Origin of the sequence: Bacillus sp. FF-1 (genome assembly GCF_028548245.1) — a bacterium.
Lineage (GTDB): Bacteria > Bacillota > Bacilli > Bacillales > Bacillaceae_G > Bacillus_A > Bacillus_A paranthracis.
Map to the genome: position 1 here is coordinate 1 of NZ_JAQQGG010000010.1, position 26,717 is coordinate 26,717.

Sequence of the window (26,717 nt, forward strand, 5' to 3'; positions counted from 1 at the left end):
GCATGCTCGACGATTTGAGCGGTAGCTTCCATTACTTCTTCGGTTGAAAATTGTTCCATAATTTCGCGTTTCGGACTGGCAGCCCATACTTCCATTGCTTGGTCGAATTGTTCGCGTTCTTCCGTACCTTCTTCAAATACATCTTCAATTTGGTCATATACCATGTCCATTACTTGTGTTTTCATAATTTCAGGCATAGAGCGTTCGTATTCGACGAATTTTAAGAAGTCTTCAAAGTAACGGGCGTGTGATGCTTGGTGAATCTTTAGCTCGCCCACTTCGACCATACCTTCTTCGGGCATGTACGGATATTGGATAGATTTCATATTTTTTGTTGTGATGGCCATTTCAACGTTACGAATTAGTGTGGATTCATCGGAAATGGAAGCGACTTTCGGCTCGAAGTCACATTTCATAACGAAAACGAATGGATCATCAAAGTATTTGCGTAGTTTAGCTTGCGCAATTAAAAATACACCACCGCGTACAGCACTTGTGTCAAGATATGTATAAACGAGAGGTTCGCTCATATCTTTGAAGTTTTCCTTCGTTTCTGCAAAGCGGATGCGATTAAATAAGTTGTAATGAGGATTTGAATCAAGTTCGTGCCCTTCTTCTACAATAAAGCGACCGATCTTTGTCGGAGCTTGCTCTGTTTTCGCATGACGTTCTACTTTTCTCTTTGAAATTTTTAATAATTCTCCATTCAAAAATTCTTTTAAGGAGCTATCTTCATACTCTTCAGCGTCTAATGTTTGAAAATGTTTGTAGCGTTTATCAACAGCTTCACCTTTTCCTTCTACTTGTACAACATAAAAGGAAAGATAATTTATTTCAAAATCCATATTTATCACCTTGTTTCATTTCATTAACTCTTATCAGTATAGAGATGGAAAAAACTTTCGTCAATTTATATAAGGAAGGGGAAGCCCCCTTCCTTCATATATTTTTTATTTCTGAAATTAAAATCCGTCTTCTAATGCTGAAAATGGAATGTTCAGTCTGTTTTCTACTGTACGTAAACGTTGGTTTAAGCGGTTTAATCTACGTGTATGACGTTCAACCGTGTTTTCTAATTGACGTACTCTTTGTTCAAGCTCATTTACTCGTCTTTCTAATTGACGGTTTCCAGCACCAGGAAAAGAGATTGGAAGTTGGAATTGTCGAGTTTGATCATATGGATTAACTTGTTCTACTGGATCTATATATTGTTGGTATTGTGCTTGTAAATCATATTGAGGTTGATAACCAGTTTGGTTATATGGATCGTATGGATTGTAGGGGTACATAAAAACATCCTCCATTTCTTTAAAATAGGTTAATTCACCATAATGTATGTGTAAAAGCGGAGTGTGGCACGGCAAATACCTATTTATGTTCACAGGATGTTTTTTATAAATACGAATATGGAGTTTTACATTTGTATTTCGTTCGTTTTATGGTATATACTGGATAATAGGGAGAGGTTACGTAAAGGTTACAATTCTATCAAACTCAAACTTTTATGTAAATATATATAGACATTTGGAAAAGAAAAGAGTAATTTATATAGAGTAAAAAATAACTTGTAACAATTTATAAATATATTGTAAAATGATTGTAACAAAACATACATAAAAATGAAATAATACATAAAAGTAGTATTGGGGAAAAGGGGAGAGTATATTGTTCCGTAAAGTAAAGGGTATATTAGTTGGGGTTTTATGTGTAGCTGTAGTGAGTGGCTGTGGTACAAAAGTAAGTGATGTTGCATTAGTAAGTGATATTGGTGGCCACACGGTAGAGGCTAAAGCAGAAGTACAGGATTCTATTAGTTTAGTAGATGGGCGTACAGGTACGGAAGTAAAAAAGTTAGATTTGTCGAGTCTAGGTTATTTTGAAGATGAAGCGAAATTTAAAAAATCAGTTGAGAAGGTTGCTAGGGAAGTTGGGAAAAATGTTGACAAAAAGATGGTCCCTTCACGTCTAGGATCTGATGGAAGTTGGCAAGAAGGGAAACCTTCTTATGAATTAATGGAAAAAGAATTAGTAGATAAATTATTAAACGTAGGTATGTGGGATTCTTCCTATCAATTACCTATTGTTGAGAAGAAGCCTACTGCAACATTAAGTGATGCGCAAGGAAGTGGTACGGTAATTGGTAGATATGAAACGAATTTAGGTGGCTCAACAGGTGGCCGTATTGAAAATATTCGTTTGTCAGCAGCGAGCATAAATGGAGTTGTATTAGCAAAAGGAGACCGTTTCTCTTTCAATGCATTAATTGGTGATACAACGCCAGATAAAGGATATCAATTAGGAAAAGAAATTGTAGATGGTAAATTAGTAGATGGATATGGCGGTGGTGTTTGTCAAACATCATCAACATTATACAATGCGGCAGATCAAGCTGGTTTGAAAATGGTAGAGAGAACAACACATTCTAAAACGGTAGGTTACGTTCCACAAGGAAGAGATGCTACAATTGCATATCCATACTTAGACTTAGTGTTTGAAAATACGAATGATGCACCTGTGAAGCTTTATATGGGCATTCAGGGCGGAAAGTTAGTTGCTGAAGTACATAAAATGCGATAAGAATTAGAACAGACTATTTTTGTAAAGTCACCTTTTCTGAAAGTTAGAAGAGGTGACTTTTTATTATGAACATAAAAATAAGTGTAAATTCTGACTTTTCTTATTTACATAGGATGATTTTAGTTGTATCCTTCATAGTAACGGTTATATGTAATGGAAGAATATTGGGATAAGGAGATGGAGTTATTTATGGTACAGATTCATCCGAAAACACGTATTGGTCATGTTGAATTTAAGGTGATAGATTTAGAACGTCAAATTTCCTTTTATGAGAATGTTGTAGGCTTAGAAGTAATTAAGCAAGAGGGGAATAAAGCATATTTATCTGGAAAAGGTGGAAAGAATACATTACTTGTTCTTGAAAAGTTAGAGGACGGGGTACTGCAAGAGCCGCGTACGACTGGTATATATCATGTAGCCTTTTTGGTTCCGACTCGTGAGGCTTTTGCGTCGGCATTATTTGGTGTGATTCGTAATAAGAATGTAATTGATAGTCCGGCTGAGCAAGAGGGACGTTATACATATTCAAATGAAATTTTACCAATTTCAAGGTTTAATAGCGCAAGCGATCATACGTATAGCGAAGCGTTTTATTTACAAGACTTAGAGGGAAATGGTATTGAAATATATGCGGATCGTCCGCGCGATCAGTGGGGAGAAGGGCCAGGAGGAAGTACGCCGCTAGATTTAAAAGAACTAGCAACACTTGTTGATTATGAATTTGATGGATTACCTGCTAATACTGTTGTGGGGCACGTACATTTACGAATAGCTGATGTAGAGAAGTCACACGAGTTTTATGTAGAGACAGTAGGGTTTGAAGTGCAACAACGCGAAGATGACTGCTTATTCATTTCTGCAGGAGGATATCATCACCATATCGGTGCAAATACGTGGAACGGAGTAAATAATCCGCACCCACCGGCATATGCAACTGGATTAAAAGTGTATACGATAGTACTGCCGCATAAAGAAGCGTTAGATGAAGTGAAAGAAAGATTAATAGAAAAACAACATAGAATAAATGAGATTTTAAATGGATTTACTGTAGTAGACCCGAGTGGTATTACAGTACAGTTTGAAATAGAAACAGCATAAAAGAAGTCGGAAGGTGTATAATTACCTTCCGATTTCTTTTTGATACGTAATCCAGGTAGCACAAGGATTGAAAGGGAAAGATTTTAATATCTCCATTGCATATATACTTGTTGAATCGAATTCACCTTGAAAGAAAGAATAACCGTGTGTATTTGCATACATAGCTTGTTTGAAAATGAGAAGTTTCAGTAAGGATACATTTTCTGTATTGTGAGTCCCGCACCATCCTAGTTCTACTGTATTATCCTTTTCTGATGTATGGAGGAAAGAGTATGCCATAATTTGATGCTCTTCATCTATAATGAGAAAGCTCCCATTTAGTAGTACGTCATCAGCTAAAATCATCTCTTGCCAAGTTTGTAGTGGGAATGAGGTAACGGGATTTGCTAGGTGGGTTTGCTCATAATTTTCTTTTACTAAGTAGGCTAGTTTTTCTAATAAATTATTATTTGATACGATGTTCGATAAAGTTTGTATATGATAATTTGAATTAGGGACTATCTCGATAGAAACTATTTTTTGTAAGTCTAATATCGGCATATATGTTCTTCGGATTTCCGTAAAATTATGTTCTTCAAAAAATGCTTTTAAATGAGCTGATGTTTCCCATATAGAGGTTTGTAATGGGAGTTTAAAGTTTTCTCGCTTTTGAATCTCGTTTAATAAAAATTCTTCAATGTGTAGCTCTGCATAGAAAGGATTCGTATATATTCGAAAGTATGTGCAGTATGGATGGAAGTTACTGCCCCAGGTGAAAAAGATGCCTACTACATCTTTTTTATAGTAGGCAACATACGCACATTTTGTTTTATTATCTCGTAATAAGTGAAATACGTACGATTCTTCATTGTATAAATCAATAAGTTGTTTTACTTGTAGCTCATTACTTCTACTATACTTCTCTATAACAAGGTTATTTTCATTGGAGGACTTCTTCATAGCTCAATCCAAAATCTTCTTACTACATTCCCATCTTCCTCAATGAAATCATCATCACGAACCCCGCCGTTATGTAAAATTGTTTTTTCTGAAGCAGTATTTACTGCATCGCAAACGACAAGTGCTCTCGTGATGTTTAATTTCTTAGTTTTTTCTAGGGATAATTCTAATAACTTCGTAGCATAACCTTTTCTTCTTTCAGAAGGGCGAATACCATAACCGATATGACCGCCAGCGTTAAATAAATGTTCGGTTAAACTATGACGTATATTAACAGCTCCTACAATTCTATTATTATCTGTAACGAGCCAATACGTAGAGTCTGGTACCCAAGATTGGGGAATGTTTATTCCGTTATGCGCATCGTGTAGTTCTTGCACCATAGCTGGGAAGTTAGAAGGGTCCTTTGTAATAACCCACGGAATCATCGTTTCACCGCTATCTTTCCATTCGTTATAAAAATCTAAGTATTCTTCTTGTAAATCGATAGTAGGTGTAAGTAAAGAGACGTTCATTGTTAATAAGCTCCTTTATTTATGTAGTATGTATAAAAAAATTACGACACAAAATGAAAGCGTTTTCTTAATTTTCTCAACCTCATTTCATGTTATCCACCTTTGTTTTTTCAAGAAAATGATTGGATGTTTAAAATTAGAAGTTATTTATTTTATGTTAATATTTAAAATATTAACATAAAACGGCCTAGGTATTAAGTGTATTTTAGTAAAATTCCTTCATATCGATAAATGGATGTGTGTGATAATTTTTATTTTATCTATCTATAATGAATGAAAGGGGGAAGAGCTCGTGAGTGTAAATATTGATTTCATTATACGAATCGGTGTTGCTGGTTTGTTAGGAGCAATAATCGGTATTGAAAGGGAAATTCGATCAAAAGAAGCGGGCTTAAAAACACATTTCCTAGTAGCGGTAGGAAGTGCTTTAATAATGGTCGTTTCGAAATATGCTTTTTCAGATATTATGAATGAAGATCATATGGCACTAGATCCGAGTCGTATTGCAGCGCAAGTTGTTAGTGGAGTAGGTTTTTTAGGTGCAGGTACAATTATTATTCAAAAGCAGGCGGTGAAAGGATTAACGACAGCAGCTGGTTTATGGGCTACAGCAGGAATTGGATTAGCAATTGGTGCTGGTATGTATGTAGTAGGAATTGGAGCGACGATTCTTGTTTTAATTGGTTTAGAGATTGTAAGTCGTATTTTTAAGGTGCAATTTTTATTTCCGCAAAATATAATGGTGCAAATGTGTATAAATAAACGTGAAGCAGTACAACAAATATTAGAAACACTTCATATGAAAGGCATTCCAATACTTTCATATGAAGTGGAAGCTTCACAGCAAGGGATAGAAATTGTTTATAAGGTAGGGATGCAACTGAAAAACATATCGTCAGAAGAAAAGAATGAGTTTATTCAGCATATGCAAACATTACCAGAAGTTACATTCATAAAGTTAAAATCATAGTTTTGAAAACGAGGATAGATGTAGCGGGAATTTCGCTATTATCTATCTTTTTTTGATATAAAACGCACATAAAGTCAAGTGTTAATTTTGCATGGTATGGATACATGTGTGAACGTTACCTTATTTTTTCTCAATACAGTATAAAAAGTAAAAATAGTAAAATAATGGTGCTGTACACTAAAAAATGTAAGGTAGGGGAGAGCATGAAAGGCTATTCAAAAAAAGTGTTAGTAGGGGTAAGTTTTGCTAGTTTCATGTTAGGGAGTTTTCAAGGGGACGCATTGGCAGAAGGTACAAAGGGAGAGCAAGTTTCATATCGGAATGTGCTCAAAATGGAGCCGATTGGTTTACAATTACCAGTGCAAGAATTAGCTCATTCATCAAAAGTGCTGGAAAATAAGTCTTTTGAGAAAAGGCTACAATTTGCTGATTTGTCACAAAGACCGCCTGAAGTGAAAAAGGAAAGTAAGCAATTAGCTGTAGCGAAAACGTATACAATTGCTGAATTAAATCAATTGAGCAATCAGCAGTTAGTGGACTTACTTGTAACAATTGATTGGGAGCAAATTACTGGGCTATTTCAGTTTAATAAGGATAGTCTTGCATTCTATCAAAATGATAGTAGAATGCAGGTAATTATTGATAAATTGAACCAGCAAGGACAAGCTTATACGAAAGATGATTCAAAAGGGATTGAGACTTTAGTAGAGGTGTTACGATCTGGTTTTTATTTAGGATTTTATCATACAGAATTAAGTAAACTAAATGAGCGAAGCTATCATGATAAATGCTTACCTGCACTAAAAACGATTGCGAATAACCCGAATTTTAAACTCGGTACGTTAGAACAAAATAGAGTTGTCTCATCATATGGAAAATTAATTGGAAATGCTTCAAGTGATGTGGAAACGATCACATCAGCTGCAAAGATTTTTAAACAATATAATGATAATTTTTCTACATTGGTAGATAATCTTTCAGCTGGAAATGCGATTTACGATATTATGCAAGGTGTTGATTACGATATTCAATCGTATTTGTACGATACGAGAAAAGCACCGAAAGATACAATATGGTATCAAAAAATTGATAGCTATATTAATGAATTAAGTCGTTTTGCCTTAATTGGAACGGTGACAGCGAAAAATGGTTGGTTAATTAATAATGGTATTTATTATACAGGTAGACTTGGTACGTTCCATAGTACAGAAACGAAAGGATTACAAGTTGTAACAGATGCCATGAAAATCTATCCGTATTTAGGTGAGCAATATTTCGTAGCTGCTGAGCAAATTGCGACGAATTATGGCGGGAAAGATGCGAATGGTAAAGTGGTTGATCTAGATCAAATAAGAGAAGATGGTAAGAAAAAATATTTACCGAAAACGTATACGTTCGATGATGGAGCAATTGTGTTAAAAGCTGGAGATAAGGTGACTGAGGAAAAAGTAAAACGTCTATATTGGGCGGCAAAAGAAGTGAAGGCACAATTCCATCGTACGGTTGAAAGTGACCAGCCGTTAGAAAAAGGCAATCCTGATGATGTATTAACGATGGTTATTTATAATAGCCCAGCTGAATATCAATTTAACCGTCAATTATACGGGTATGAAACGAATAACGGCGGTCTTTATATAGAAGGAACAGGTACGTTCTTTACTTATGAACGTACGCCAGAAGAAAGCATTTATAGTTTGGAAGAATTGTTCCGACATGAGTTCACGCATTATTTACAAGGTAGATATGAAGTGCCAGGACTTTGGGGACAAGGGAAGATGTATGAGAATGAGAGATTATCTTGGTTTGAAGAAGGGAATGCGGAGTTTTTTGCAGGTGCAACGAGAACAGATAATGTTGTACCGAGAAAGAGTATTATAGGAGGCATATCTTCAAATCCAGCAGAACGTTATACAGCAGAGAGAACGTTAAACGCAAAATATGGAACGTGGGATTTCTATAATTATTCCTTCGCTTTACAATCGTACATGTACAATAAGAGATATGATATGTTTGACAAAATTCATGATCTTATTAGGAAAAATGATGTAACAGCATATGATGCATACCGCTCTGCTTTAAGTAAAGATGCGAATTTAAATAAAGAGTATCAAGACTATATGCAAATGTTAGTAGATAACCGTGAGAAATATAATGTTCCATTAGTATCAGATGATTATTTAGCGACGCACGCACCGAAACCAGTTTCAGATATTGCAGCAGAAATTACAGCAGAAGCAAAATTAAGTAATGTATCAGTTAAGAAAAACAAATCACAGTTCTTTCATACATTTACACTACAAGGAACATATACAGGTACGACTGCAAAAGGAGAATATGAAGACTGGAAGACAATTACACAAAACGTAAATGATACGTTAAAACGTTTAAGTGCGAAAGAATGGACAGGCTATAAAACAGTAACAGCTTATTTCGTAAATTACCGTGTGAATGCAGCAGGACAATTTGAGTATGATGTTGTATTCCATGGGATTAATACAGAAGAAGGTGCTGTGAATAAAGCGCCAGTTGCGGTTATAAACGGCCCATATAGCGGAAATGTAAATGCAGCAATTTCGTTTAAAAGCGATGGATCGAAAGATGAAGATGGAAAAATTGTTGCTTATAAATGGGAGTTTGGTGATGGTACTGTAAGTAATGAACAAAATCCGACTCATGTATACACAAAAGAAGGAACATATACGGCAAAATTAACAGTAACAGATGACAAAGGATTAAAGAATACTGCTACAACGAATGTAACGGTTCAAAAGAAAGAAGATAATAGTGTAGAAAAAGAGCCGAATAACTCATTCCAGACAGCAAATAAACTGCAATTCAATCAAGTTTTACGTGCTAGTTTAGGAAACGGTGATACGAGTGATTACTTTGAAATAAATGTGGAAACGGCGAAAAACCTGCAAATTAATGTAACGAAGGAAAATAATATTGGAGTAAACTGGGTTCTTTATTCGGAAGCAGATTTAAATAATTACGTTACGTATGCCCAGCAAGAAGGAAATAAGTTAGTAGGAAGTTACTACACGTATCCAGGGAAATATTATTTACATGTGTATCAGTATGGCGGGGGAACAGGGAATTATACGGTAGAAGTGAAATAGTAAAAAGGTCGCCGTAAGTGGCGACCTTTTTGTTGCGTGTTATACAAAAAAATTTACAAAAGCTTGATAGGCACTACCAAGAGAAAATAACGTAGCTACCATATGTGCAGTCCATTTAGGCATATTTAATTTCAATACGGTATTGTACAAGATTCCATATAAGGGGTTCTGCCGACGAAACGCGGAAATTATACGCTAAGCATAAGTTTACCAATAAAATAAAAAACAAAGTCTGTAAAATTATGTAAAATAATGATATGATTTAATTGAATATAAAGAAAAAGGAAACCGATACAGCTTGTGCGTATGCAGTGCATTTTGGTCTAGGTCGCAGTCTTTTAATGTGCTCGAACTACAGGAGGAGTAAGCATATTCCCGATGGATCCATTTCTGCACTTCCATTATTTAGGGAAACCCCTGGTATCCAAGACTAAATTTTACCCATACATCATTTTTTGATGTAGCTCTTGAAGATAAAAACTATTTAATTTTCAAGGAACAGTTATTAACTTAAAACTTATTATACTAGGAGGGTGTATCATGAAAAAAATATGCTTTGTATTAATTGTCGACGCTGGTATAAATTATGGTTCAATATTTTCTCTACCATTTTTAAGGAATCACGATGATTTGAAGGAATATTTTTCTGAGTATTATGATGTTTCGATTAATTATATTAGGGATAAAAACTCAGTTGACTATTTGGTAGTTCCCAAACCGTGTCCACCTTTTGATAATGAAAATAATCTTCCAATAATTGAAGTACCAGCAAACTTATTTATGGAAAAGGATTTTGAAAAAATAAAGACTTATATAGACAATTATTTTTCTAATAACTCATAAAGAAAATAAAAGTATAAAAAGAAGTCCGATAAAAAACGAGTGGTGAAGATTCAATGAATAAGGCACAAGCAACATTAGTAAATTACCAGCACCAACTAGATTTAGCTTCTTATTGGGGAGATGGTACCACTTCGTCTTCAGATGGGATGGGCATGCAAATGGAGGTTTCATCTTTACATGCAGACGCAAATCCACAGTACGGAACAGGTAAAGGTGCTACCATTAAAGTCCGATTAGTGAAGGCTAATAATCAGTGGGAGATGAAGAAAACCCCCACTAATTAAAGTTTCACTTTATCGCTTTATGAGTGATCAATTCTCTAGCTTTCATACAAAAGTGATTAATCCGAATGCTAGGGATGCCGTTCATGTCATTGATGGTTTACTACATCACGAAACAGATTTACATATTGAAGAGCATTCTATTGGATCATTACGCCTCTTAGAACATAAATAAAACCCTTGATTTTCTGCTTAGCGTAGATAGATCAAGGGTTTTTCTTTCAAAATCTTTTTACGCGTTATAGCCGAATAATTTTAAATCTTCCCCTGAGTTCGAAATGATCTCTTCGAACTTCAATCCTACTTTTTCTAAAAGCTTTCCTGACTGGATGTTATCAGTAGTAGTAATGGCTACAATTCGTTTCAGACCTAGTTTTTGTACTCCGTATTCGATTACAGCAGAAGCTGACTCGTAGCCATATCCTTTCGAACGGAATTTCTCTAAAAAGGCAAAGCCGATATCAACATCTTCTAATGAATCTCTTTTAATAAGGCCACACATACCGAGCGGAGTGAGATCTTCTTTTCGTTCTACTAAGTAAAGGCCGAAGCCCATTTTATTATACATATCAACGGGTCCGTTTAAGATGTATTTTTTTGCATCTTCTAAGTTTTTAATCCTTTTATCACCGATATACTGAATCCATGCAGGATCGTTTACTAACTCGAGAATAAATGGAGCATCTTTTAGATGAAACCAGCGAAGAACGAGTCGTTCCGTTTCAAGAACTATCACAATCTACTGCACCACCTTTAACATTTATAATCATTAGTATGGATTGTGTAATACAAAATCGCAACATATTTTACAAGAGTCCGGATTGTTCACATAAAGTTCGTTTGTTTTGCATAAAGGGATATTTTATAATTAGAATTGATTGTAAAGAGTGAGATGCTTATACAATGACTCCTAGGTGACTAGGAGTTTTTACTATATAACTATCATTATTACTAAATATGACACACTACACATTCTACTCAAGGAGGTACATAATGAAGAAATTATATAATGCATCGTTTACGTATTTGATTATCGGTTTATTATCAGGGATTTTCGCTAGGGAGTATGGAAAGTATAAAGGGATTGTAGGATCTACTTTGTTAAATCTTTTACATACACATACACTTGTACTCGGCTTTTTCTTCTTTTTAATTGCTTTAGGATTAGCAAAAGTATTCGCGTTTCATGAAGCGAAAAGTTTTAATAAGTGGTTTGTTGTACATAATATCGCATTAATATTAATGTTAGGTTCATTGGCAGCAAGAGGGCTTCTTCAGTTAAATGGAGCGGACTTTAAAGGGTTAACTTATATTGTTGGGTTTTCTCATTCGCTGATGGCATTTACTTTAATTTGGTTTATGTTGTTAATAAAGAAGTCATTTAAAATATAGTTTTATAGAAAAGAACTTGCAGTAATTGTTGCAAGTTCTTTTTTTATTCGAAAGTAAGAAATGAATTTCGTATATGTAAAACTTGAATTATTTAATTTTTCGGATTATTATGTATAAAATAGTTAACATATTTTGTAATTCAAATTTATAGAAAGTAGGAGAGTGTAAGATGGAAATAACGGTAGAGCGTTTAGTAAATGAATTAAAGGGTGTACTTCCCGAAGATCGAGTAGTAATCAATACAACAGTAAGAGAGTTACATAGTAAAGATGAATCTTATCATGCTAGTAGTTTACCTGATGTAGTAGTTTTTCCGAAAACGACCGAAGAGGTTAGCACGATAATGAAAATAGCGAGTGAGCACGGGACACCCGTCGTTCCGTTTGGGGTAGGTTCTAGTTTAGAAGGACATGTAATTCCTTATGAAAAAGGAATTACGGTTGATTTTTCATTAATGAACAAAATTCTTGAAATAAGAGAGAAAGATTTTCTGGTGAAAGTACAGCCAGGAGTGACTCGTTCTCAGCTCAATAAAGAATTGAAGAAATACGGATTGTTTTTTAGTGTGGATCCAGGAGCAGATGCAACGTTAGGGGGAATGGCTGCTACAAATGCAAGCGGAACGACAGCGGTTAAGTATGGAGTAATGCGTGATCAAGTTCGTGATTTAGAAGTCGTTCTTGCAGATGGAGAAGTAATACATACTGGGAATTTAGCTGCGAAGTCGTCATCAGGTTACCATTTAAATGGTGTTTTCGTAGGATCAGAAGGTACGCTTGGATGCTTTACAGAGTTAACATTAAAAGTATACGGCATACCAGAGCATGTTATGGCTGCAAGAGCATCGTTTCCAACTATAAATGATGCAGTAGAAGCTGTTATTAACATATTGCAAGCGGGTATTCCGATTGCGAGAATTGAACTCGTTGATGAACTATCTATGAAACAAGTCAATCATTATAGTGAAACAAGTTACAGAGAAGAACCTACATTGTTTTTAGAGTTTCACGGTAATGAAGCAGGGTTAAAGCAAGATGTTGAGTTTACGAAAGAAATTGTTTTTGATCATAAATGTAAAGAAGTTGTTTTTGAAACGGAAACTGCAGCGAGAAATAAATTATGGGATGCACGGCATAACCTAGCATACGCTTACGTTCATAGCTATCCTGGTAAAAAGCTTATGAGTACAGACGTATGTGTACCAATTTCAGAATTGGCTGGGGCAATTCAACATGCGAAAGATACATTAGATAAGGTTGGGCTTGTTGGTGGTATTCTTGGTCATGTAGGAGACGGGAATTTCCACGTGCTCTTAATGGTCGATCCAAACGATAAAGAAGAAGTGGAAAAAGCAGATGAAATAAATGAAAGTATCGTTCTATATGCTCTTAAACGAGGAGGAACATGTACAGGGGAACATGGCGTTGGTATTGGAAAACGGAAGTATCAGGAAGAAGAACATGGGGCGGCATTACTCGTAATGGAAAAAATAAAGAAAGCTCTTGATCCGCAAAATATTTTGAATCCGAATAAAGTTTTTCAGTTAAAGGATAGGGGATGATGGGGTGAAAGTACTAGAAGCGATAAGTAATATAGCTGGAAAGTATTTTGCATTTTGGGTTATTTGTATTGCAGCTATTGCATATTTTATTCCTGCTCCATTTCTCGGGTTAACTAGTTACATAACGATTTTACTCGGGGTTGTTATGTTTGGGATGGGATTAACATTGAAGGCTGTTGATTTTAAAATTATTGCTACAAAACCATTGCCAGTTATTATCGGTGTATGTGCTCAGTTTATTATTATGCCACTTGTCGCATACGTACTAGCCTACGTTATGAATCTGCCAGCCGAATTAGCAGCTGGATTAGTGTTGCTCGGTTCAGTACCGGGTGGCACCGCATCAAATGTTATGGTTTATTTAGCAAAAGGGAACTTAGCGTTGTCTATTGCAATGACGTCATTATCAACGTTACTAGCACCAATTGCTACACCTCTTATTTTATTATTACTTGCAGGGCAATGGATGCCGGTTAATCCTATGTCTATGTTTCTTTCTATCGTACAAGTTATTATCATACCTATTATTTTAGGATTAGTAGTGAAGAAGTTTTTCCCGAAAACTGTTACGAAAGGAATGACTGTTATTCCTTTCATATCAGTTTTAGCAATTATCATTATTGTTTCAGCGGTAGTTTCAGCAAATGTAAGTAGTATTACTTCTTCAGGCCTTCTTATCTTTATTGCCGTTATGCTCCATAATGCTTTCGGTTTTTTACTCGGATATATAACAGCATTCATACTTAGACTAGACGAAGGGACAAGAAGAGCTATTTCAATAGAAGTAGGAATGCAAAATTCAGGTTTAGGTGTTGCGCTAGCAACAGCACATTTTGGACCAGCTGCCGCCCTCCCAAGTGTGTTAGCAGCAGTATGGCATAACATTGCAGGACCGATTTTAGCAACCATCTGGTCAAAAAATGCAAAGGATACTTTCAGTGATGAAACTTTATCGGTAAATATAGAAAAATAGGAATGATAAAGAATGCAAAAACGTATTGTACATTTTGAAGGGCTAGTTGTTTTCATAGCTGCGATTTATGCGTATTCATTATATGAATTTAGTTGGATAATATTTTTTCTGTTCCTTTTAGCTCCGGATTTATCAATGTTAGCGTATGGTATAAATAATCATGTTGGGGCTAACATTTATAATTTATTTCACACATATATCATATCGATATTAATTGTTATCATAGGTGCTTATTTTAAGATAGATATAGTTATTATGATAGGCCTAATATGGACAGCACATATTGGAATGGATCGAATGTTTGGATATGGATTGAAATATGAGACGGATTTTAAGGATACTCATATTCAGAGGTTATAGTTGCTTTTGAGGAGAGGGATACTTTGAAACAGAGAATTACTATCGAAGAGTATAACATCAAATGGGAAAGTGAATTTAATAAGTTACAAACTCTCATTAACGATGTAATGGAAGACAGTATTTTATCCATTGAACATGTTGGGAGTACATCTATTAAAGGACTTGCAGCAAAACCAATATTAGATATTGATATCATAATAGAAGATTATGGGTTTTTTCCTAAAGTAGTAACAAAGCTTGAAGCGATAGGATACTATCATCAGGCAGAATGGAGCTACAAAGGGAGAGAGGCGTTTGGCAGAAAGGACGCTTTCGTTCCGTGGGACGGAGAAAGTACAGATTGGATGGAACATCATTTGTATGTGTGTGATAAAGAAAGTGAAGAGCTAAGGAGACATATAGCGTTTCGGGATTATCTTCGTGAACATGAAGGTGTTGCTGTTGAATATGGACGTTTAAAGAAAGAATTAGTAAGAGAATCGAAAAATAGAGCGGGTTATAGTGAAGGTAAGACGGCATTTATTACAAATATATTAGAAAAGATAAACTAAGGCGGCATGGAATACATGCTGCCTATTCTTTTGAAATAGAACGCTGCCATTATAAAACAAATACAAACTGGCCCTGTTGAATGCTACGATACTTAAATATAATGAGAAATAAAAGATCGGAAAAGAGGGAACTTATGTATATACCAAAATATTTCGCAATACAAGATGAAGAAATGAAGTATGAAATAATGGAACAAAATAGCTTTGCAACGTTATTTTCCCAACATAACGGGGAACCATATGCGACGCATTTACCGTTGTTATTAAATAGGGAGACCCTTATTTTACATGGTCACTTCGCACGTCCGAATGAACAGTGGAAAGATATTGGGACTCAGCAAGTACTCGCTATATTTCAAGGGCCACATAGTTACATTTCACCGTCATGGTATGAAACAAACAATGCGGTGCCAACATGGAATTACGTTGCGGTGCATGTATATGGTGAATTAGAAATTGTTGAAGATGAACAGGAATTAATAGACTCTCTTCAAGAGTTAGTACATAAGTATGAAGATCCGGAGAGCACCTACTCACTTAATGATGTAGATCCGAATTATATGGGAGGATTGAGGAAGGGAATAGTTGGGTTCAAAATAAAGATAAATAAAATAGAAGGAAAAGCGAAGTTAAGTCAAAATCATTCTGTGGAAAGAAGAAAATTAGTTGTGGAGAAACTTGAGAAAGTTGGTAGTGAGGGGAGTAAGGGGATTGCGGAATTGATGAAAGAAACAAAATGAGTTTGGTAAAATAAAGGTGATTTACTAATTTTGTAGAAATATATTTTACTTGCAAGAAAAATGCCTCCGTAGCTCTAGAAGGGAAGAGCGCCGGAAAACATGTCGCACCGGGTCGCAAGGCGAAGGTTTCAGAAGCACCGAAAAGAAAATAAGCTGAGACAGGTGGAATTCCTGTCGGTGAAATTCCGTAGGGAAGCGTGTTCCCCTTAGCCTATGCTAACGAAAGGAGTGCGGGTTCGAATCCCGTCGGAGGCATATGGAAACCTCTATATGAAGAAACATTTGATTACATTAACTCTAAATAAGCGCATTTAAAAAAGACCCTCTTAAATGAAGGTCTTTCGTTTTTTAAAGTGTTTTTTCAGCTGTTGTTGAGTTATAGTCTTTACCTACGTCAACGGATTGAACAAGGTCAGGCCTTTGTGGTGCAGGGAGATCGGCGTGACTTGCTTGATATGTAAAAGCACTATTTATCCCAATAGAAATAATACCAATAACAGACAGTCCTAGAACGACAGAACTAATTTTTTTAATCATTTTAGAGCTCCTTTCTCAAACGTTTTTTCTTTTGCTTGTAACGCTTTATGAAAATACTCACTCGCTTTCACATGATTATTTTCATCATAAAATTTAGTTGCTAATTTCTCTGAATATTCTTGAGTGTAGTTATATAAAGATTCTTTGTCGAAATACGTAATTCCTTCAAGAATAATCTTTTCTAGATCTTCAGTTGTCTCATTATTGTTAAGGGAATTTAAAATTTTAAAATGAAGTATATATTCAATATTGTTTAGTTCTGTACAAACTCCCAATCCTTTTTTTATAAATTCTTCAGCAATGTTTATTTCACCAAGTTTATAATGCTCTCTGGCTTGTAAAAAGAGTGCTTTAAAGTGTGTAGGCACTTTTGTTGTTACCTCTGATAAATGTCGAATCGCTAGAGAAGACAGGTTTTGACTTGCATAGAGCCAACCTAGATTATTGCGAACGCTTAATACTAAATCCTTTTCGTTTAGTTTTTGTAAAATTGAAAGAGCAGAATTGAATTTTTCCTCTGCTTGTTCATATTGTTTTAGAAATACACATGAGGAACCTATTATATTGTCGCAAAGTGCTAACTTTATCTCAAATCCATTTTCAGTCATGAAAATATTTCTGGCTTTTGTTGCTTGCTGAATTGCATCAATCGGTTTATAAAAATGTTGATTAAAGATAGCGAATCGGTAATTATATTCAGCTTCCTCTAGTTTATCTGAAACATTAACTAATAGCTTTTCAGCATTTTCATAATGTTCACTTGCTAAATTATAATTTGTTGTTAAAGTAGCATGAATCGCTTTAAATAAATGATAGTAGTAAGAAAGTTGGTGATTAGGTGAAATCGCGTAAGAATCTATTTTATTGAAACTGTCTTTTGTGATGCTTAAACCATCAGTTAAAACTTTGAAACGAAAATCTAGTAGAGAATAGTATAATGCTAAGTTTTCATCTTCTTCAAAGTTTAGTTCTTTTTCCTCAATTTCATGCTTTAAGTTTGTTGCCTGGGACACATCTTGTTTTAGCATAGCTAAATACCAATCATTAAATAATTTTGTAATTTGTTCATTACCTTGTAGTTGAACGTTCATGAAATCCCCTCGCTTTTTGAATATTCTTATAAAATATAGTATCAAAAATAACAATATTTAGAAATACGATTTTTATTTCTCAATATTTGTTTAACAAACTTTTCAGTAAGCCGATTGGAATAGTGTTAATTTGTTTTGGAGTAAAGAAAAGGTGTCGGGGGAGGGGGCATTTTAAATTTCTAGTTGAGAGGTGAAAATATAAAAAAGGGTGCGTTCACACAATTTGTATGAACACACCTTTTTACATATTAAACAATCAAGTCCCACAAAAAGTACGATAAGGACGATTCGTCGGCGCAGGTGGAACGCAGTATTCTTCTTGATCTGTAGAATATGCATAAGGATTTGCTAGAGCTTCAAGAAGTTTTTCCATTACGCTATAGTCGCCATTTGTGACAGCGGCTTCTAGTGCTTCTTCTACGCGATGGTTTCTTGGGATGATTGATGGGTTATTATTTTTCATCATTTCGTAGGCATTTTCTTTCGATTCATCTTGTTTTTCTAATCGAGATTGCCACAGTTTGTACCATTCTTTAAATTCAGGGCTATCGAATAGAGGGGTATTTTCTAACGTATTAAGAGTTAATGAACGGAATGTATTTGTGTAATCCGCTTTAAATTTCTCCATCATTTTTAAAAGTTGCTCAATAAGTGATTGATCTTGTTCTTCGTTGCTAAATAGTCCTAATTTCTTTTTCATTCCAAGGAACCACTGGTTTTCATACTGTACGCTAAATTTTGAAATTTCGTCTTGAGCAATCTTTAATGCTTCTTCTTCATCTTCGTGTAGGATTGGTATTAAGGATTCAGCTAGTCGCGCGAGATCCCATGCGGCCATATATGGTTGATTTCCATATGCGTAGCGACCTTGTGTATCAATAGAGCTAAATACAGTTCCTTGGTCGTAATTGTCCATAAATGCACAAGGGCCGTAATCAATCGTTTCACCGCTAATCGTTATATTGTCAGTGTTCATTACGCCGTGAATAAATCCAACAAGTTGCCATTTTGCGATAAGACTTGCTTGTCTTTTAATGACCTCTTGTAGCAATGCAGTATATCGGTTTTCATGATCTTCAATTTCTGGATAATGCCTTTTTATTGTATAGTCAGCTAGTGATTGAAGATCCTCGATAGAACCGCGAGCTGCAGCATATTGAAATGTGCCGACGCGTATATGGCTGCTTGCTACTCTAGTTAAAATAGCTCCAGGTAACTTTGTTTCACGATATGTTGGTTCGCCTGTTGTGACAACTGCTAAACTGCGGGTAGTTGGAATATCAAGTGCATACATTGCTTCGCTAATAATATATTCACGTAGCATTGGACCGAGTGCAGCACGACCATCACCGCGGCGTGAATACGGAGTAGGACCAGAACCTTTCAGTTGAATGTCAAAACGTTTACCTGAAGGAGTCATTTGTTCACCAATTAAAAGAGCACGACCGTCGCCTAACATATTAAAATGTCCGAATTGATGACCGGCATATGCTTGTGCTAATGGACGAGCTCCTTCTGGGAGTGCATTACCAGCGAAAATAGCGATTTCGGCTTCCTTCTTCAATTCTTCAGGATTAAAGCCAAGAGATATCGCAAGTGAATGGTTTAGCTTAACTAACTCCGGTGAACTTACGGGAGTAGGGGGGATTTCTGTATAAAATGATTGTGGTAAAGTCGTATAACTATGGTCTAAATTCCAACCAGCTTCATTATTTTTAGTCATTTTATCTCCTCCTTGTTTATTTTTTTTATTATGTATTTGTACGTATGTATTCTTTGTAAAATTAGCTAAAAGTATAATATGATATTTCCCCTTGCAATCTATTGTAAGGACTTCACTGCACTATGTCTATTTAACAGTAAATATAAAAACTCCATTTGAAGAAAATGGAGTCTTTATTATTATTTCATTTTTACAATTATTTTTCCTTTTGCTCTTCCGGCCTCTGAATATTCCATTGCTTTTTGCGCATCTTCAAAAGGGAAAACTCGATCGATTACAGGTTTGATTTTTCCGGCTTCAATATAGTTTGCGATAGTACGTAATTGATCTCCGCTTGGCTTCATAAATAAAAATGAATATTGAGCATTATGCTTTTTTTCAAGTGCAGTAAGTTTTTTACTTGCTAATGAAAATAAGAATGTTTTAAAAAATCCAGAACCAAATTCTTTACCGAAACGAGCGTTTGGCATTCCTGAAACGGAAACAATGTTGCCGCCGCTTTTTATAATATTGAATGATTTTTCAAGTGTTGTACCACCAATGGTATCAAATACTGCATCATAATCTTTTAGTATTTCTTCAAATTTTTCTGTTTTGTAATTAATAATTTGATCTGCTCCAAGAGACTTTACTAAATCGGAACCAGCTTCACTAGCAGTTGTTGTAACGGTAGCGCCCATTATTTTTGCTAACTGAATTGCGAAAGTACCAACACCACCAGATCCAGCGTGAATTAAAATCTTTTGATCTTTTTGTAATTGCATAATGTCATGTAATGCTTGATAGGATGTTAAGCCAACAAGTGGAATTGAAGCAGCTTCTTCAAAACTTAAATTTTTCGGTTTTAAAGCTATGTCATCTTCATGAATGGCTATATACTCCGCAAAAGTACCAATCTTATTTTTTCTTGGACGTGCATATATTTCATCGCCGACTTTAAAACGAGTTACTTTTGAGCCAACCTTTATGATGACACCAGCAAAGTCATTCCCAAGGATTAGGGGCATTTCATATTTAAGTAACACCTTTACTTTTCCATCGCGTATTTTAAAATCAATTGGGTTAATACTAGCTGCATGAATTTCTGCGAGCACTTCATGCTCATTTATTTCAGGAATAGGTACCTCGGCCATACGCATTGGGACTTTTCCGTACTTATCAATTATCATCGCTTTCATTTCTTATACCTCCAAATTTCAATAAAGTGAAACTTTAATCAGTGGGGGGTTCTTCATCCCCCACTGATTATTAGTTGAACCAATCGGACTTTTATGGGCAGTTGATCCCCTATCTAAATTCTTTGCTTTCGCTGAATTCTGAGGTGGGGGTCTTACTGCCCGTTAAAGTGGGATAAAAGTTGTGCAATAGCTTTTCGATATCTAATACAAGATTTTTTAATAAACTTAATTTTGTACGTATATCAATATAATAAAAGTTTTTTGTACCTTCTTTTCGCATTAAAATAATACCGGCTTCTCGTAAAATTCTAAGGTGATGTGATACCGCTGGTCGAGAAAGGTGTGTTTGTTTCGTAATTTCACCTACACGTAATCCTGTTTGACATTCCGTTTCCATGAGAACTAACAAAATAGCTTGACGTGTTTCATCGCCAATTGCTAATAATACTTTTTGAGAATCAATAAAATCTTTTTTTATAACATTTAATTGTTCTTGTTTATTCATTTCAATTACTTTACCTCCTGCTAATGAGTCGAAAGGTTTAAGATGATGGACCATTACTTCGATACGGTAATGCTACATGATTGTTGTATGAGCTGCAATATTGGGAAAGAAAATCGAGACGAATGAAATTTTATGAGTTGAAAATGGTAGGAGATAGAAAAGGCTTAATAATACGTTGTTTACAGATGAGGATGGTTAAGTCATTGCACAAAAAATTAAGCGGTCGTAACCCTATATAATTTATTGGGTTACGACCGCTTATCATGTTTTTATTATTTTGAAGTGAGTTGTTTCGTTTTACTCTTTCATACATGCATAATTCAAGCAGATTATAGATGTATGAAAAAGTAAAAGTAATTTGGGGCGTAATCTATCTATATGATAATTTAAAATGAAATATAAGTCTATATCTTTGTTGTTTTTTTGATTATATTTATGTCACTGAGCTCAGAACAATGATGTGGAGGATAAGTATATGGAATTGAATTATGTACCAGTTTTAATTGTTGGAGGGGGATTATCAGGATTAGCGTCTGCGTTATTCCTTGCAAAACATAATATTGAATACTTGCTTATTGAAAGGCATCCGTCTACTGCCATTCATCCGAAAGCAGGTGGAATCACTTTTCGTACGATGGAGTTATTTCGAGAATTAGGTTTAGAACAAAGAATTAGATCAGCGGGTAAAACATTAGAAAATTGCCGAGGAAGAATAGCTGTTCATACAATAGCTGAGGCGAATCAGGAAGAATTCGCACAATTGAGGGTGACTCAGTATGGAAACGATGAAAAATTACTTCGAAAAGTAAAAGAGATTAGTCCATCAAAACAAACTGCTTGTTATCAAATTGCTTTAGAAGAGATGATGTTACAAGAAGCGAGAACATTAGGCGGAGAATTATCTTTTTATCATGAATTGGTTTCTTATGAACAAAATGAGCAAGGAGTAATCGCAACGATTCGAAATCGTGAAACGGAAAAAGAGAGCGTTGTTCATTGTGACTACGTAATTGCAGCGGATGGAGCGAAAAGTAAAATACGTGAGCAGCTAGGGATTAGTACCGAGGGCCGTGGAACAATTGGTGGTTATTATATGAATATTTATTTTGAAGCGGATTTAAGTGAATTTATACAAGGAGATGCATTTGGTTTTACTATGGTACTTCATCCTGAAGTTCTTGGTGCGCTTATTCCAGTTGATAACGAAAGAAGATGGATTTACCATGTATCCTACGATCCATTAAAAGGAGAGCAACCAGAAGATTTCACTATAGAACGTTGTAAACAAATTATTCAAACCGCAATAGGAAGTACAAATGTTGAGTCAGAAATAGTAAGTGTTTTACCGTGGGAGGCGACTGAAAGTACTGCTACAAAATTTCAAGATAATCGCATTTTTTTAGTTGGTGATTCTGCACATATTATGCCGCCAACAGGAGGGTTTGGTTCCAATACAGGAATACAAGACGCACACAATCTAGCCTGGAAATTAGCGGCTGTTATAAAAGGAAAGGCAAAACCAAAATTGTTAGAAACATATCATGAAGAGAGATATCCTGTTGCAAAATTAACGACAGATTATGCGAGTAGTTTACTGTTTCGTGCTGCGAATAGAGAAGAAGGTATTTTAAATAATATGGACGGTTTAGCTGTTACAGTTGGATATCAGTATTGTTCAGAAGCGATTATAGATGACTCAGTCACTCCACATAGAATGGATAGCGTAGAGTTGAACGGGAGACCTGGAACGCGAGCGCCACACTTTTGGGGGATGTATAAAGGGAAAGAAGCTTCTATATTAGACTTATTTGGTAACAATTTTGTATTACTTACTGGAGTAGACAATAGCTCTTGGGCTGAAGCTGTATTTGATGTTTCATCTAAATTAGGAATAAATATTAAACTGTATCGAGTAGGTGGAAGTGGAGACTTTATTGCTCAAGAAAATGTTTTTCGTGAATTATATAGGATAGAGAATGGAGGAGCTGTATTAATTAGACCAGATGGCTTTATAGGATGGCGTTTGGCAAAAGCAGTGGTAAATCCAGATGTAATGCTGGAAGAGGTAATGGGTAATTTATTATGTGATTTTTAAGTAACTACGGAAGTATTGTCTTATATAGGACGATACTTCTATTTTTTTAGCTTACAAAATAAAGATTGTGTAGTGAAGAGACATTACTATTATAAAAATATATGTAAATTAATTCCCTTTATTTTTTGTTGTTAGAATTTTTTTAGTTTTTAGTTATAAGTGTTGGCAATTACTAGATTGAATCATTTTTTTATTGTATTATATTTCCTAGAGGTTACAGACTACATTACCTTTAGCCGAAGTAAAGCAAATAAATGATGTAAAAAGACATGTTTTATCACCAAAAGAATTTTTTAAAGGTTCATTGAAATTAAAAACAAATGCTTTAGGTTATGCAGCTGTAGGATGGGATGTAATTAATGATACAAAGGAAAATATTGAAAATAAAGCGTCAAAAACTAAGCTAGCTGGTGATATTATTGGTGATGCAGCAATTGGGGTTGGTTCTACTGCTGCTGCTAGTGCATTAACTGGTGCTGCAATAGGTACAGTAATTGGGGGACCAATTGGAACTGTAGTTGGGGCCGGAATTGGCTTTGGTGTTTTTATCGGGATAAGTTGGTTAACAGATGGAATCAAATTTAACAAAGGTGATTGGAATCATGATGGCAAACAGGATTCGGTAAAAGATAGAGTTAAATCAGGAATTGGAAATGTATTAGATAAAATTTTTAAATTTTTATGGGGTGTATAATGGACAAATATAATGGCAACAGCATAGATGATTGTATGCGGATATTAATACCATTTGATATAAGAAATATTGTAGGGGCCTTTGTGTGGGTTATCATGAATTTTATGCTACTCATCATTTTATTCATATTTCCACCGTACAATATATACTCTTACGTAGCTTTACCATTTTATGTGATATGTAATCTATGGGGAATTTGGGTTTCTATTCATAAGCCTCGGCAGCCTCAATTGCAACATTTATTATATTCTGGATTTGTTGCGTTAAGTATTTCATTTTGTAGTTTTATAGCTGTGCAAAAGTTAGCTTACGAATTCGTAGAAATAGAATCTCCTTTATTTTTTATTCTATCGCTTATTGCATATAGTTTAATTGTTTATAAATCTGAATTATTCTGGATTAAATATTTTACAGCTCGCTTAAGGGGGATCACTGATCAAGATGTGAAAATCTCTAAAATTGTATATTTTTCGGGTTTAGGTTATATGATTGGTCAAGTTAGTATTGGAATTTTGAGCCAAAAAGCTATGACGATTGTGCTAATCGTTATTTTTTCATTTATTTCAGTTGTTTTCCTAGCGCTAAGTACACATTTGTATTTTTACTTTGATTTCAAAAAACAAGGTATTACTTCGCGACATTTAAAAGAATTATATTTTCAAAAGAAGCCTAAACTGTCAAGGAAGGAAAGGAGACAATCCGTGGCTGCTTTGGGACATGTAAATATACCACATTCTCAAAAGAAACCTAAACTTGCAAGAAAGGATATACGAAATTAAGAATTTGTAATTAAGTAAAGCCTAGATTTACGTAAATATCATGTCAAATGACAATAGAATTTTATCTTGTATGAATTGAAATTAAAGAAGTTAGATAGGAATCGGGCTGTTCGGAAAAATTCGATGTGTTCAAATACTAATTAGTATAAGATAGATATATAACTTATACTGATTAAAGCTTTACCGTACTGAAAAAATAATATTCACAAATATTAATAGGTTTGGTATGATTAATTTCGACAAGTTAATTGAGGCCGGAGATATTTGAGATAAGCCATAAATTTATTTAAGGATACAGAAGTGTCCTCTAAATAATTTATGGCTTTTTTTATTGATGAAATGTAATCAATAGGAAGTTACATGTGAATAGGGGGATATGGAAAATAAATAGTATAGTAATAACATAGGGGAATTATATTTGTAAGATTGGAATTTTAATATAAACTTATAAAAATGATGAAAGTATATCTTCTATTTCGTGTAAATCTCATTAACTTGTTGAAATTTGTAACGTAGGAAGGGTTAGAAGGATGAGAAAAATTATTAGCGTTTTAGTTATCTTCTTTATGACGGGAAGTATCTTTGCTGGGGGAGCTGTTCATGCGAAAGCAGAAGGAAAGCATGAGTGGAATAAGAATAAGTTTTTAAATATTGCACATCGCGGAGCAAGTGGACATGCACCTGAGCATACTTTTGCTTCTTATGATTTAGTGAAAAAAATGAAAGCGGATTATTTGGAGTTAGATATTCAATTAACTAAGGACGGCCAGTTGATTGCAATGCATGATACGGCAGTTGATCGCACGACAAATGGTACAGGTGAAGTACGAGATAAAACATTAAGTGAAATAAAGAGTTTAGATGCAGGATCGTGGTTCAATAAAGCGTATCCAGAAAAGGCTAAGCAAGAGTACGTTGGTCAAAAAGTTCCGACTCTTGAAGAAATTTTCCAAAAGTACGGAAGAAGCATGAAGTATTACATTGAAACAAAATCACCAGATGTGTATCCAGGAATGGAAGAGAAATTATTAGCTTTATTAGAAAAATATAATTTAATAGGTCAAAACATGTCTTCTAGCCGTGTGATGATTCAATCATTTAGTAAAGATAGTTTAACAAAGATTCATAGTATGAATGAAAATATTCCGTTAGTTCAACTGCTTTGGTATTATCCAAATGAAAACAATGAGATTGTTGAATGGTCTGCTATTACACATGAACCGAAACGTGTAACGAATGAAGATTTTCAAGAAATTAAAAAGTATGCAGTTGGTATTGGACCAAACTTACGTAATGATAACGGAGAATTAATTATTGATGAGTCATATATGAAAATAGCTAGAAATAATGGACTGCTAATTCATCCTTATACAATTAATGAGAAACCAGATATGAGATTGTTAATAAAATGGGGTGCTACAGGAATGTTTACAAATTATCCTGATCGATTACATAGTGTGTTAAAAGAAAAATAAATAGGAGAAAAGGTATACCGACATTTTGGTATACCTTTTTTTATTATGCTAGATTATAGTAATAGGATACATATTCTTCTAAACCTTCAACCTCATTTTCAGGTGGCTCAATGCCGCCCTTTCTACCGTAGCAAATATTTCTCAAGTATTCTCCAAAAATCATAGAGCGACTTTTTTCATTTTCCATCCAATTATATCTATTAATGATAAACTCACCATCGAAACTTGTATCAAATGTATATGGGATACACGTAATAGTTTTAGGTAAATGTTTTTTTAATACTCGATATTGCCGACCAGCGCCTAAACTTTTGCAAACAAATAGTAGCTGATTAATCTTTGTAAAATCAAAAATCTTTTTCGCTTCCATTACATTAGCGATAGAATGGAGGGAGTTTTTCTCGAATAGGATAGCATCTTTTGGTACGCCATGTTCAAGTAATTTATTTACAATTACTTCTGCATCTGACAAATCCCCGTAATTCCAGCTCGGATGTTTCATGCCATGTAAACTAGTACCACCTGTAACGATAATTTTATTTCCTAAACCTTGTCGATAAGCTTCTAGAGGAGCTTGCCAATTGCCAGGGTGTGAACCGCCGAAAACGAATATTGCATCACATTTTTGTGGTGTTATTTCTTTTAGAAAAGTGATTTCTGTAATTTGATCGATTTGTTTTTTCGTAAGAGTAGGGACATCAGGATATTTAGGTATTACCAT

25 protein-coding genes and 2 pseudogenes are annotated in these 26,717 nt (G+C 34.8%); 16 read left to right on the forward strand and 11 right to left on the reverse strand.

What is annotated here, in order from left to right:
- Together PQF83_RS24425 and PQF83_RS24430 are read right to left on the reverse strand one after the other, a co-directional pair.
- Positions 1-845: DUF3900 domain-containing protein (locus PQF83_RS24425; protein ID WP_272792348.1), on the reverse strand; the 845-nt coding region annotated here is incomplete at its 3' end.
- Positions 846-962: 117 nt separating this feature from the next.
- The gene (locus tag PQF83_RS24430) at positions 963-1,304 is read right to left on the reverse strand and encodes a hypothetical protein (RefSeq protein WP_001997954.1); all 342 of its coding nucleotides are present in this window, start codon (positions 1,302-1,304) and stop codon (positions 963-965) included.
- Positions 1,305-1,665: 361 nt separating this feature from the next.
- Between PQF83_RS24430 and PQF83_RS24435 the strand changes: the two genes are divergently transcribed.
- Both PQF83_RS24435 and PQF83_RS24440 read left to right on the forward strand, forming a co-directional pair.
- A complete protein-coding gene (locus tag PQF83_RS24435; RefSeq protein WP_000488988.1) occupies positions 1,666-2,577 on the forward strand; it encodes a VanW family protein in 912 nt (303 codons plus the stop codon).
- A 189-nt stretch (positions 2,578-2,766) separates the two neighbouring features.
- A complete protein-coding gene (locus PQF83_RS24440) occupies positions 2,767-3,675 on the forward strand; it encodes a VOC family protein (protein ID WP_000249869.1) in 909 nt (302 codons plus the stop codon).
- Positions 3,676-3,696: 21 nt separating this feature from the next.
- Here PQF83_RS24440 and PQF83_RS24445 read toward each other — a convergent pair whose 3' ends face one another.
- Both PQF83_RS24445 and PQF83_RS24450 read right to left on the reverse strand, forming a co-directional pair.
- Positions 3,697-4,614, reverse strand: coding sequence for a hypothetical protein (locus PQF83_RS24445; RefSeq protein ID WP_000749785.1), 918 nt, complete (start codon positions 4,612-4,614; stop codon positions 3,697-3,699).
- Positions 4,611-5,129 carry a GNAT family N-acetyltransferase gene (locus PQF83_RS24450; protein WP_001103100.1) on the reverse strand — a complete coding sequence of 173 codons (519 nt, stop codon included), beginning with the start codon at positions 5,127-5,129 and terminating at the stop codon, positions 4,611-4,613. The genes PQF83_RS24445 and PQF83_RS24450 overlap by 4 nt, the downstream gene beginning before the upstream one ends.
- A gap of 292 nt (positions 5,130-5,421) precedes the next feature.
- Here PQF83_RS24450 and PQF83_RS24455 point away from each other — a divergent pair, with 292 nt between their 5' ends.
- The 4 genes and pseudogenes from PQF83_RS24455 to PQF83_RS24475 form a co-directional block, all read left to right on the forward strand.
- Positions 5,422-6,099 carry an MgtC/SapB family protein gene (locus tag PQF83_RS24455; RefSeq protein ID WP_000115697.1) on the forward strand — a complete coding sequence of 226 codons (678 nt, stop codon included), beginning with the start codon at positions 5,422-5,424 and terminating at the stop codon, positions 6,097-6,099.
- Positions 6,100-6,302: 203 nt separating this feature from the next.
- Positions 6,303-9,218, forward strand: a complete 2,916-nt coding sequence (colA, locus tag PQF83_RS24460; protein ID WP_000679537.1) for a collagenase ColA — start codon at positions 6,303-6,305, stop codon at positions 9,216-9,218.
- Positions 9,219-9,758: 540 nt separating this feature from the next.
- Positions 9,759-10,061, forward strand: a complete 303-nt coding sequence (locus tag PQF83_RS24470) for a hypothetical protein (RefSeq protein WP_000717602.1) — start codon at positions 9,759-9,761, stop codon at positions 10,059-10,061.
- 44 nt (positions 10,062-10,105) lie between these two features.
- Positions 10,106-10,481, forward strand: a pseudogene (locus PQF83_RS24475) (Tn3 family transposase); the annotation flags it as partial.
- Between the two features lie 93 nt (positions 10,482-10,574).
- On the opposite strand, the gene PQF83_RS24480 reads toward PQF83_RS24475, so the two are convergent.
- Positions 10,575-11,078, reverse strand: a complete 504-nt coding sequence (locus PQF83_RS24480; protein ID WP_000636234.1) for a GNAT family N-acetyltransferase — start codon at positions 11,076-11,078, stop codon at positions 10,575-10,577.
- 257 nt (positions 11,079-11,335) lie between these two features.
- Between PQF83_RS24480 and PQF83_RS24485 the strand changes: the two genes are divergently transcribed.
- The 6 genes from PQF83_RS24485 (at position 11,336) to PQF83_RS24510 (ending at position 15,919) form a co-directional block, all read left to right on the forward strand.
- Positions 11,336-11,734, forward strand: a complete 399-nt coding sequence (locus PQF83_RS24485) for a DUF2871 family protein (protein ID WP_000737903.1) — start codon at positions 11,336-11,338, stop codon at positions 11,732-11,734.
- Positions 11,735-11,903: 169 nt separating this feature from the next.
- Positions 11,904-13,295 carry an FAD-binding oxidoreductase gene (locus tag PQF83_RS24490; protein WP_000406949.1) on the forward strand — a complete coding sequence of 464 codons (1,392 nt, stop codon included), beginning with the start codon at positions 11,904-11,906 and terminating at the stop codon, positions 13,293-13,295.
- Positions 13,296-13,299: 4 nt separating this feature from the next.
- Positions 13,300-14,268 (forward strand): bile acid:sodium symporter family protein, encoded by a 969-nt coding sequence (locus PQF83_RS24495; protein ID WP_000865822.1) that lies wholly within the window; start codon positions 13,300-13,302, stop codon positions 14,266-14,268.
- A gap of 12 nt (positions 14,269-14,280) precedes the next feature.
- Positions 14,281-14,628 (forward strand): DUF4260 domain-containing protein, encoded by a 348-nt coding sequence (locus PQF83_RS24500; RefSeq protein WP_001172036.1) that lies wholly within the window; start codon positions 14,281-14,283, stop codon positions 14,626-14,628.
- Positions 14,629-14,651: 23 nt separating this feature from the next.
- Positions 14,652-15,179 (forward strand): GrpB family protein, encoded by a 528-nt coding sequence (locus PQF83_RS24505; RefSeq protein ID WP_000813606.1) that lies wholly within the window; start codon positions 14,652-14,654, stop codon positions 15,177-15,179.
- A 134-nt stretch (positions 15,180-15,313) separates the two neighbouring features.
- The gene (locus PQF83_RS24510) at positions 15,314-15,919 is read left to right on the forward strand and encodes an FMN-binding negative transcriptional regulator (protein ID WP_000275789.1); all 606 of its coding nucleotides are present in this window, start codon (positions 15,314-15,316) and stop codon (positions 15,917-15,919) included.
- Positions 15,920-16,267: 348 nt separating this feature from the next.
- Here the strand turns inward: PQF83_RS24510 and PQF83_RS24515 are convergent, their stop codons facing one another.
- The 5 genes from PQF83_RS24515 to PQF83_RS24535 all read right to left on the reverse strand — a co-directional run bounded on the left by PQF83_RS24515 (position 16,268) and on the right by PQF83_RS24535 (position 20,953).
- Positions 16,268-16,456, reverse strand: coding sequence for a Phr family secreted Rap phosphatase inhibitor (locus tag PQF83_RS24515; protein ID WP_000592020.1), 189 nt, complete (start codon positions 16,454-16,456; stop codon positions 16,268-16,270).
- The gene (locus PQF83_RS24520) at positions 16,453-17,547 is read right to left on the reverse strand and encodes a Rap family tetratricopeptide repeat protein (RefSeq protein ID WP_001102715.1); all 1,095 of its coding nucleotides are present in this window, start codon (positions 17,545-17,547) and stop codon (positions 16,453-16,455) included. Before PQF83_RS24520 ends, PQF83_RS24515 begins: the two co-directional genes overlap by 4 nt.
- A gap of 256 nt (positions 17,548-17,803) precedes the next feature.
- Positions 17,804-19,270 (reverse strand): protein adenylyltransferase SelO, encoded by a 1,467-nt coding sequence (locus tag PQF83_RS24525; protein WP_000164892.1) that lies wholly within the window; start codon positions 19,268-19,270, stop codon positions 17,804-17,806.
- A gap of 179 nt (positions 19,271-19,449) precedes the next feature.
- On the reverse strand, positions 19,450-20,448 hold the full coding sequence (locus PQF83_RS24530; protein WP_000646405.1) for an NADP-dependent oxidoreductase: 999 nt from the start codon (positions 20,446-20,448) through the stop codon (positions 19,450-19,452).
- 109 nt (positions 20,449-20,557) lie between these two features.
- Positions 20,558-20,953 (reverse strand): ArsR/SmtB family transcription factor, encoded by a 396-nt coding sequence (locus tag PQF83_RS24535; protein ID WP_001041183.1) that lies wholly within the window; start codon positions 20,951-20,953, stop codon positions 20,558-20,560.
- 475 nt (positions 20,954-21,428) lie between these two features.
- Here PQF83_RS24535 and PQF83_RS24540 point away from each other — a divergent pair, with 475 nt between their 5' ends.
- The 4 genes and pseudogenes from PQF83_RS24540 (at position 21,429) to PQF83_RS24555 (ending at position 25,996) form a co-directional block, all read left to right on the forward strand.
- Positions 21,429-23,048, forward strand: a complete 1,620-nt coding sequence (locus tag PQF83_RS24540; protein ID WP_000422614.1) for an FAD-dependent oxidoreductase — start codon at positions 21,429-21,431, stop codon at positions 23,046-23,048.
- A 217-nt stretch (positions 23,049-23,265) separates the two neighbouring features.
- Positions 23,266-23,742 (forward strand): annotated as a pseudogene (locus PQF83_RS24545) (type VII secretion protein); the annotation flags it as partial.
- Positions 23,730-24,521, forward strand: a complete 792-nt coding sequence (locus PQF83_RS24550; RefSeq protein WP_048519807.1) for a hypothetical protein — start codon at positions 23,730-23,732, stop codon at positions 24,519-24,521. The pseudogene PQF83_RS24545 and the gene PQF83_RS24550, both read left to right, overlap by 13 nt.
- 530 nt (positions 24,522-25,051) lie before the next feature.
- Complete coding sequence (locus PQF83_RS24555; protein WP_001226327.1) at positions 25,052-25,996, forward strand: glycerophosphodiester phosphodiesterase; 945 nt, start codon at positions 25,052-25,054, stop codon at positions 25,994-25,996.
- 43 nt (positions 25,997-26,039) lie between these two features.
- Here the strand turns inward: PQF83_RS24555 and PQF83_RS24560 are convergent, their stop codons facing one another.
- Positions 26,040-26,717 (reverse strand): YdcF family protein, encoded by a 678-nt coding sequence (locus PQF83_RS24560; RefSeq protein WP_000236536.1) that lies wholly within the window; start codon positions 26,715-26,717, stop codon positions 26,040-26,042.

Excerpts from the sequence above, each read along its gene's own strand:
- PQF83_RS24430 (WP_001997954.1), bottom strand. The coding sequence starts at position 1,304 with ATGGAGGATGTTTTTATGTACCCCTACAATCCATACGATCCATATAAC.
- PQF83_RS24440 (WP_000249869.1), top strand. The coding sequence starts at position 2,767 with ATGGTACAGATTCATCCGAAAACACGTATTGGTCATGTTGAATTTAAG.
- PQF83_RS24445 (WP_000749785.1), bottom strand. The coding sequence starts at position 4,614 with ATGAAGAAGTCCTCCAATGAAAATAACCTTGTTATAGAGAAGTATAGT.
- PQF83_RS24450 (WP_001103100.1), bottom strand. The coding sequence starts at position 5,129 with ATGAACGTCTCTTTACTTACACCTACTATCGATTTACAAGAAGAATAC.
- colA (WP_000679537.1), top strand. The coding sequence starts at position 6,303 with ATGAAAGGCTATTCAAAAAAAGTGTTAGTAGGGGTAAGTTTTGCTAGT.
- PQF83_RS24470 (WP_000717602.1), top strand. The coding sequence starts at position 9,759 with ATGAAAAAAATATGCTTTGTATTAATTGTCGACGCTGGTATAAATTAT.
- PQF83_RS24485 (WP_000737903.1), top strand. The coding sequence starts at position 11,336 with ATGAAGAAATTATATAATGCATCGTTTACGTATTTGATTATCGGTTTA.
- PQF83_RS24490 (WP_000406949.1), top strand. The coding sequence starts at position 11,904 with ATGGAAATAACGGTAGAGCGTTTAGTAAATGAATTAAAGGGTGTACTT.
- PQF83_RS24500 (WP_001172036.1), top strand. The coding sequence starts at position 14,281 with ATGCAAAAACGTATTGTACATTTTGAAGGGCTAGTTGTTTTCATAGCT.
- PQF83_RS24510 (WP_000275789.1), top strand. The coding sequence starts at position 15,314 with ATGTATATACCAAAATATTTCGCAATACAAGATGAAGAAATGAAGTAT.
- PQF83_RS24515 (WP_000592020.1), bottom strand. The coding sequence starts at position 16,456 with ATGATTAAAAAAATTAGTTCTGTCGTTCTAGGACTGTCTGTTATTGGT.
- PQF83_RS24520 (WP_001102715.1), bottom strand. The coding sequence starts at position 17,547 with ATGAACGTTCAACTACAAGGTAATGAACAAATTACAAAATTATTTAAT.
- PQF83_RS24525 (WP_000164892.1), bottom strand. The coding sequence starts at position 19,270 with ATGACTAAAAATAATGAAGCTGGTTGGAATTTAGACCATAGTTATACG.
- PQF83_RS24530 (WP_000646405.1), bottom strand. The coding sequence starts at position 20,448 with ATGAAAGCGATGATAATTGATAAGTACGGAAAAGTCCCAATGCGTATG.
- PQF83_RS24535 (WP_001041183.1), bottom strand. The coding sequence starts at position 20,953 with ATGAATAAACAAGAACAATTAAATGTTATAAAAAAAGATTTTATTGAT.
- PQF83_RS24540 (WP_000422614.1), top strand. The coding sequence starts at position 21,429 with ATGGAATTGAATTATGTACCAGTTTTAATTGTTGGAGGGGGATTATCA.
- PQF83_RS24550 (WP_048519807.1), top strand. The coding sequence starts at position 23,730 with ATGGGGTGTATAATGGACAAATATAATGGCAACAGCATAGATGATTGT.
- PQF83_RS24555 (WP_001226327.1), top strand. The coding sequence starts at position 25,052 with ATGAGAAAAATTATTAGCGTTTTAGTTATCTTCTTTATGACGGGAAGT.
- PQF83_RS24560 (WP_000236536.1), bottom strand. The coding sequence starts at position 26,717 with ATGGTAATACCTAAATATCCTGATGTCCCTACTCTTACGAAAAAACAA.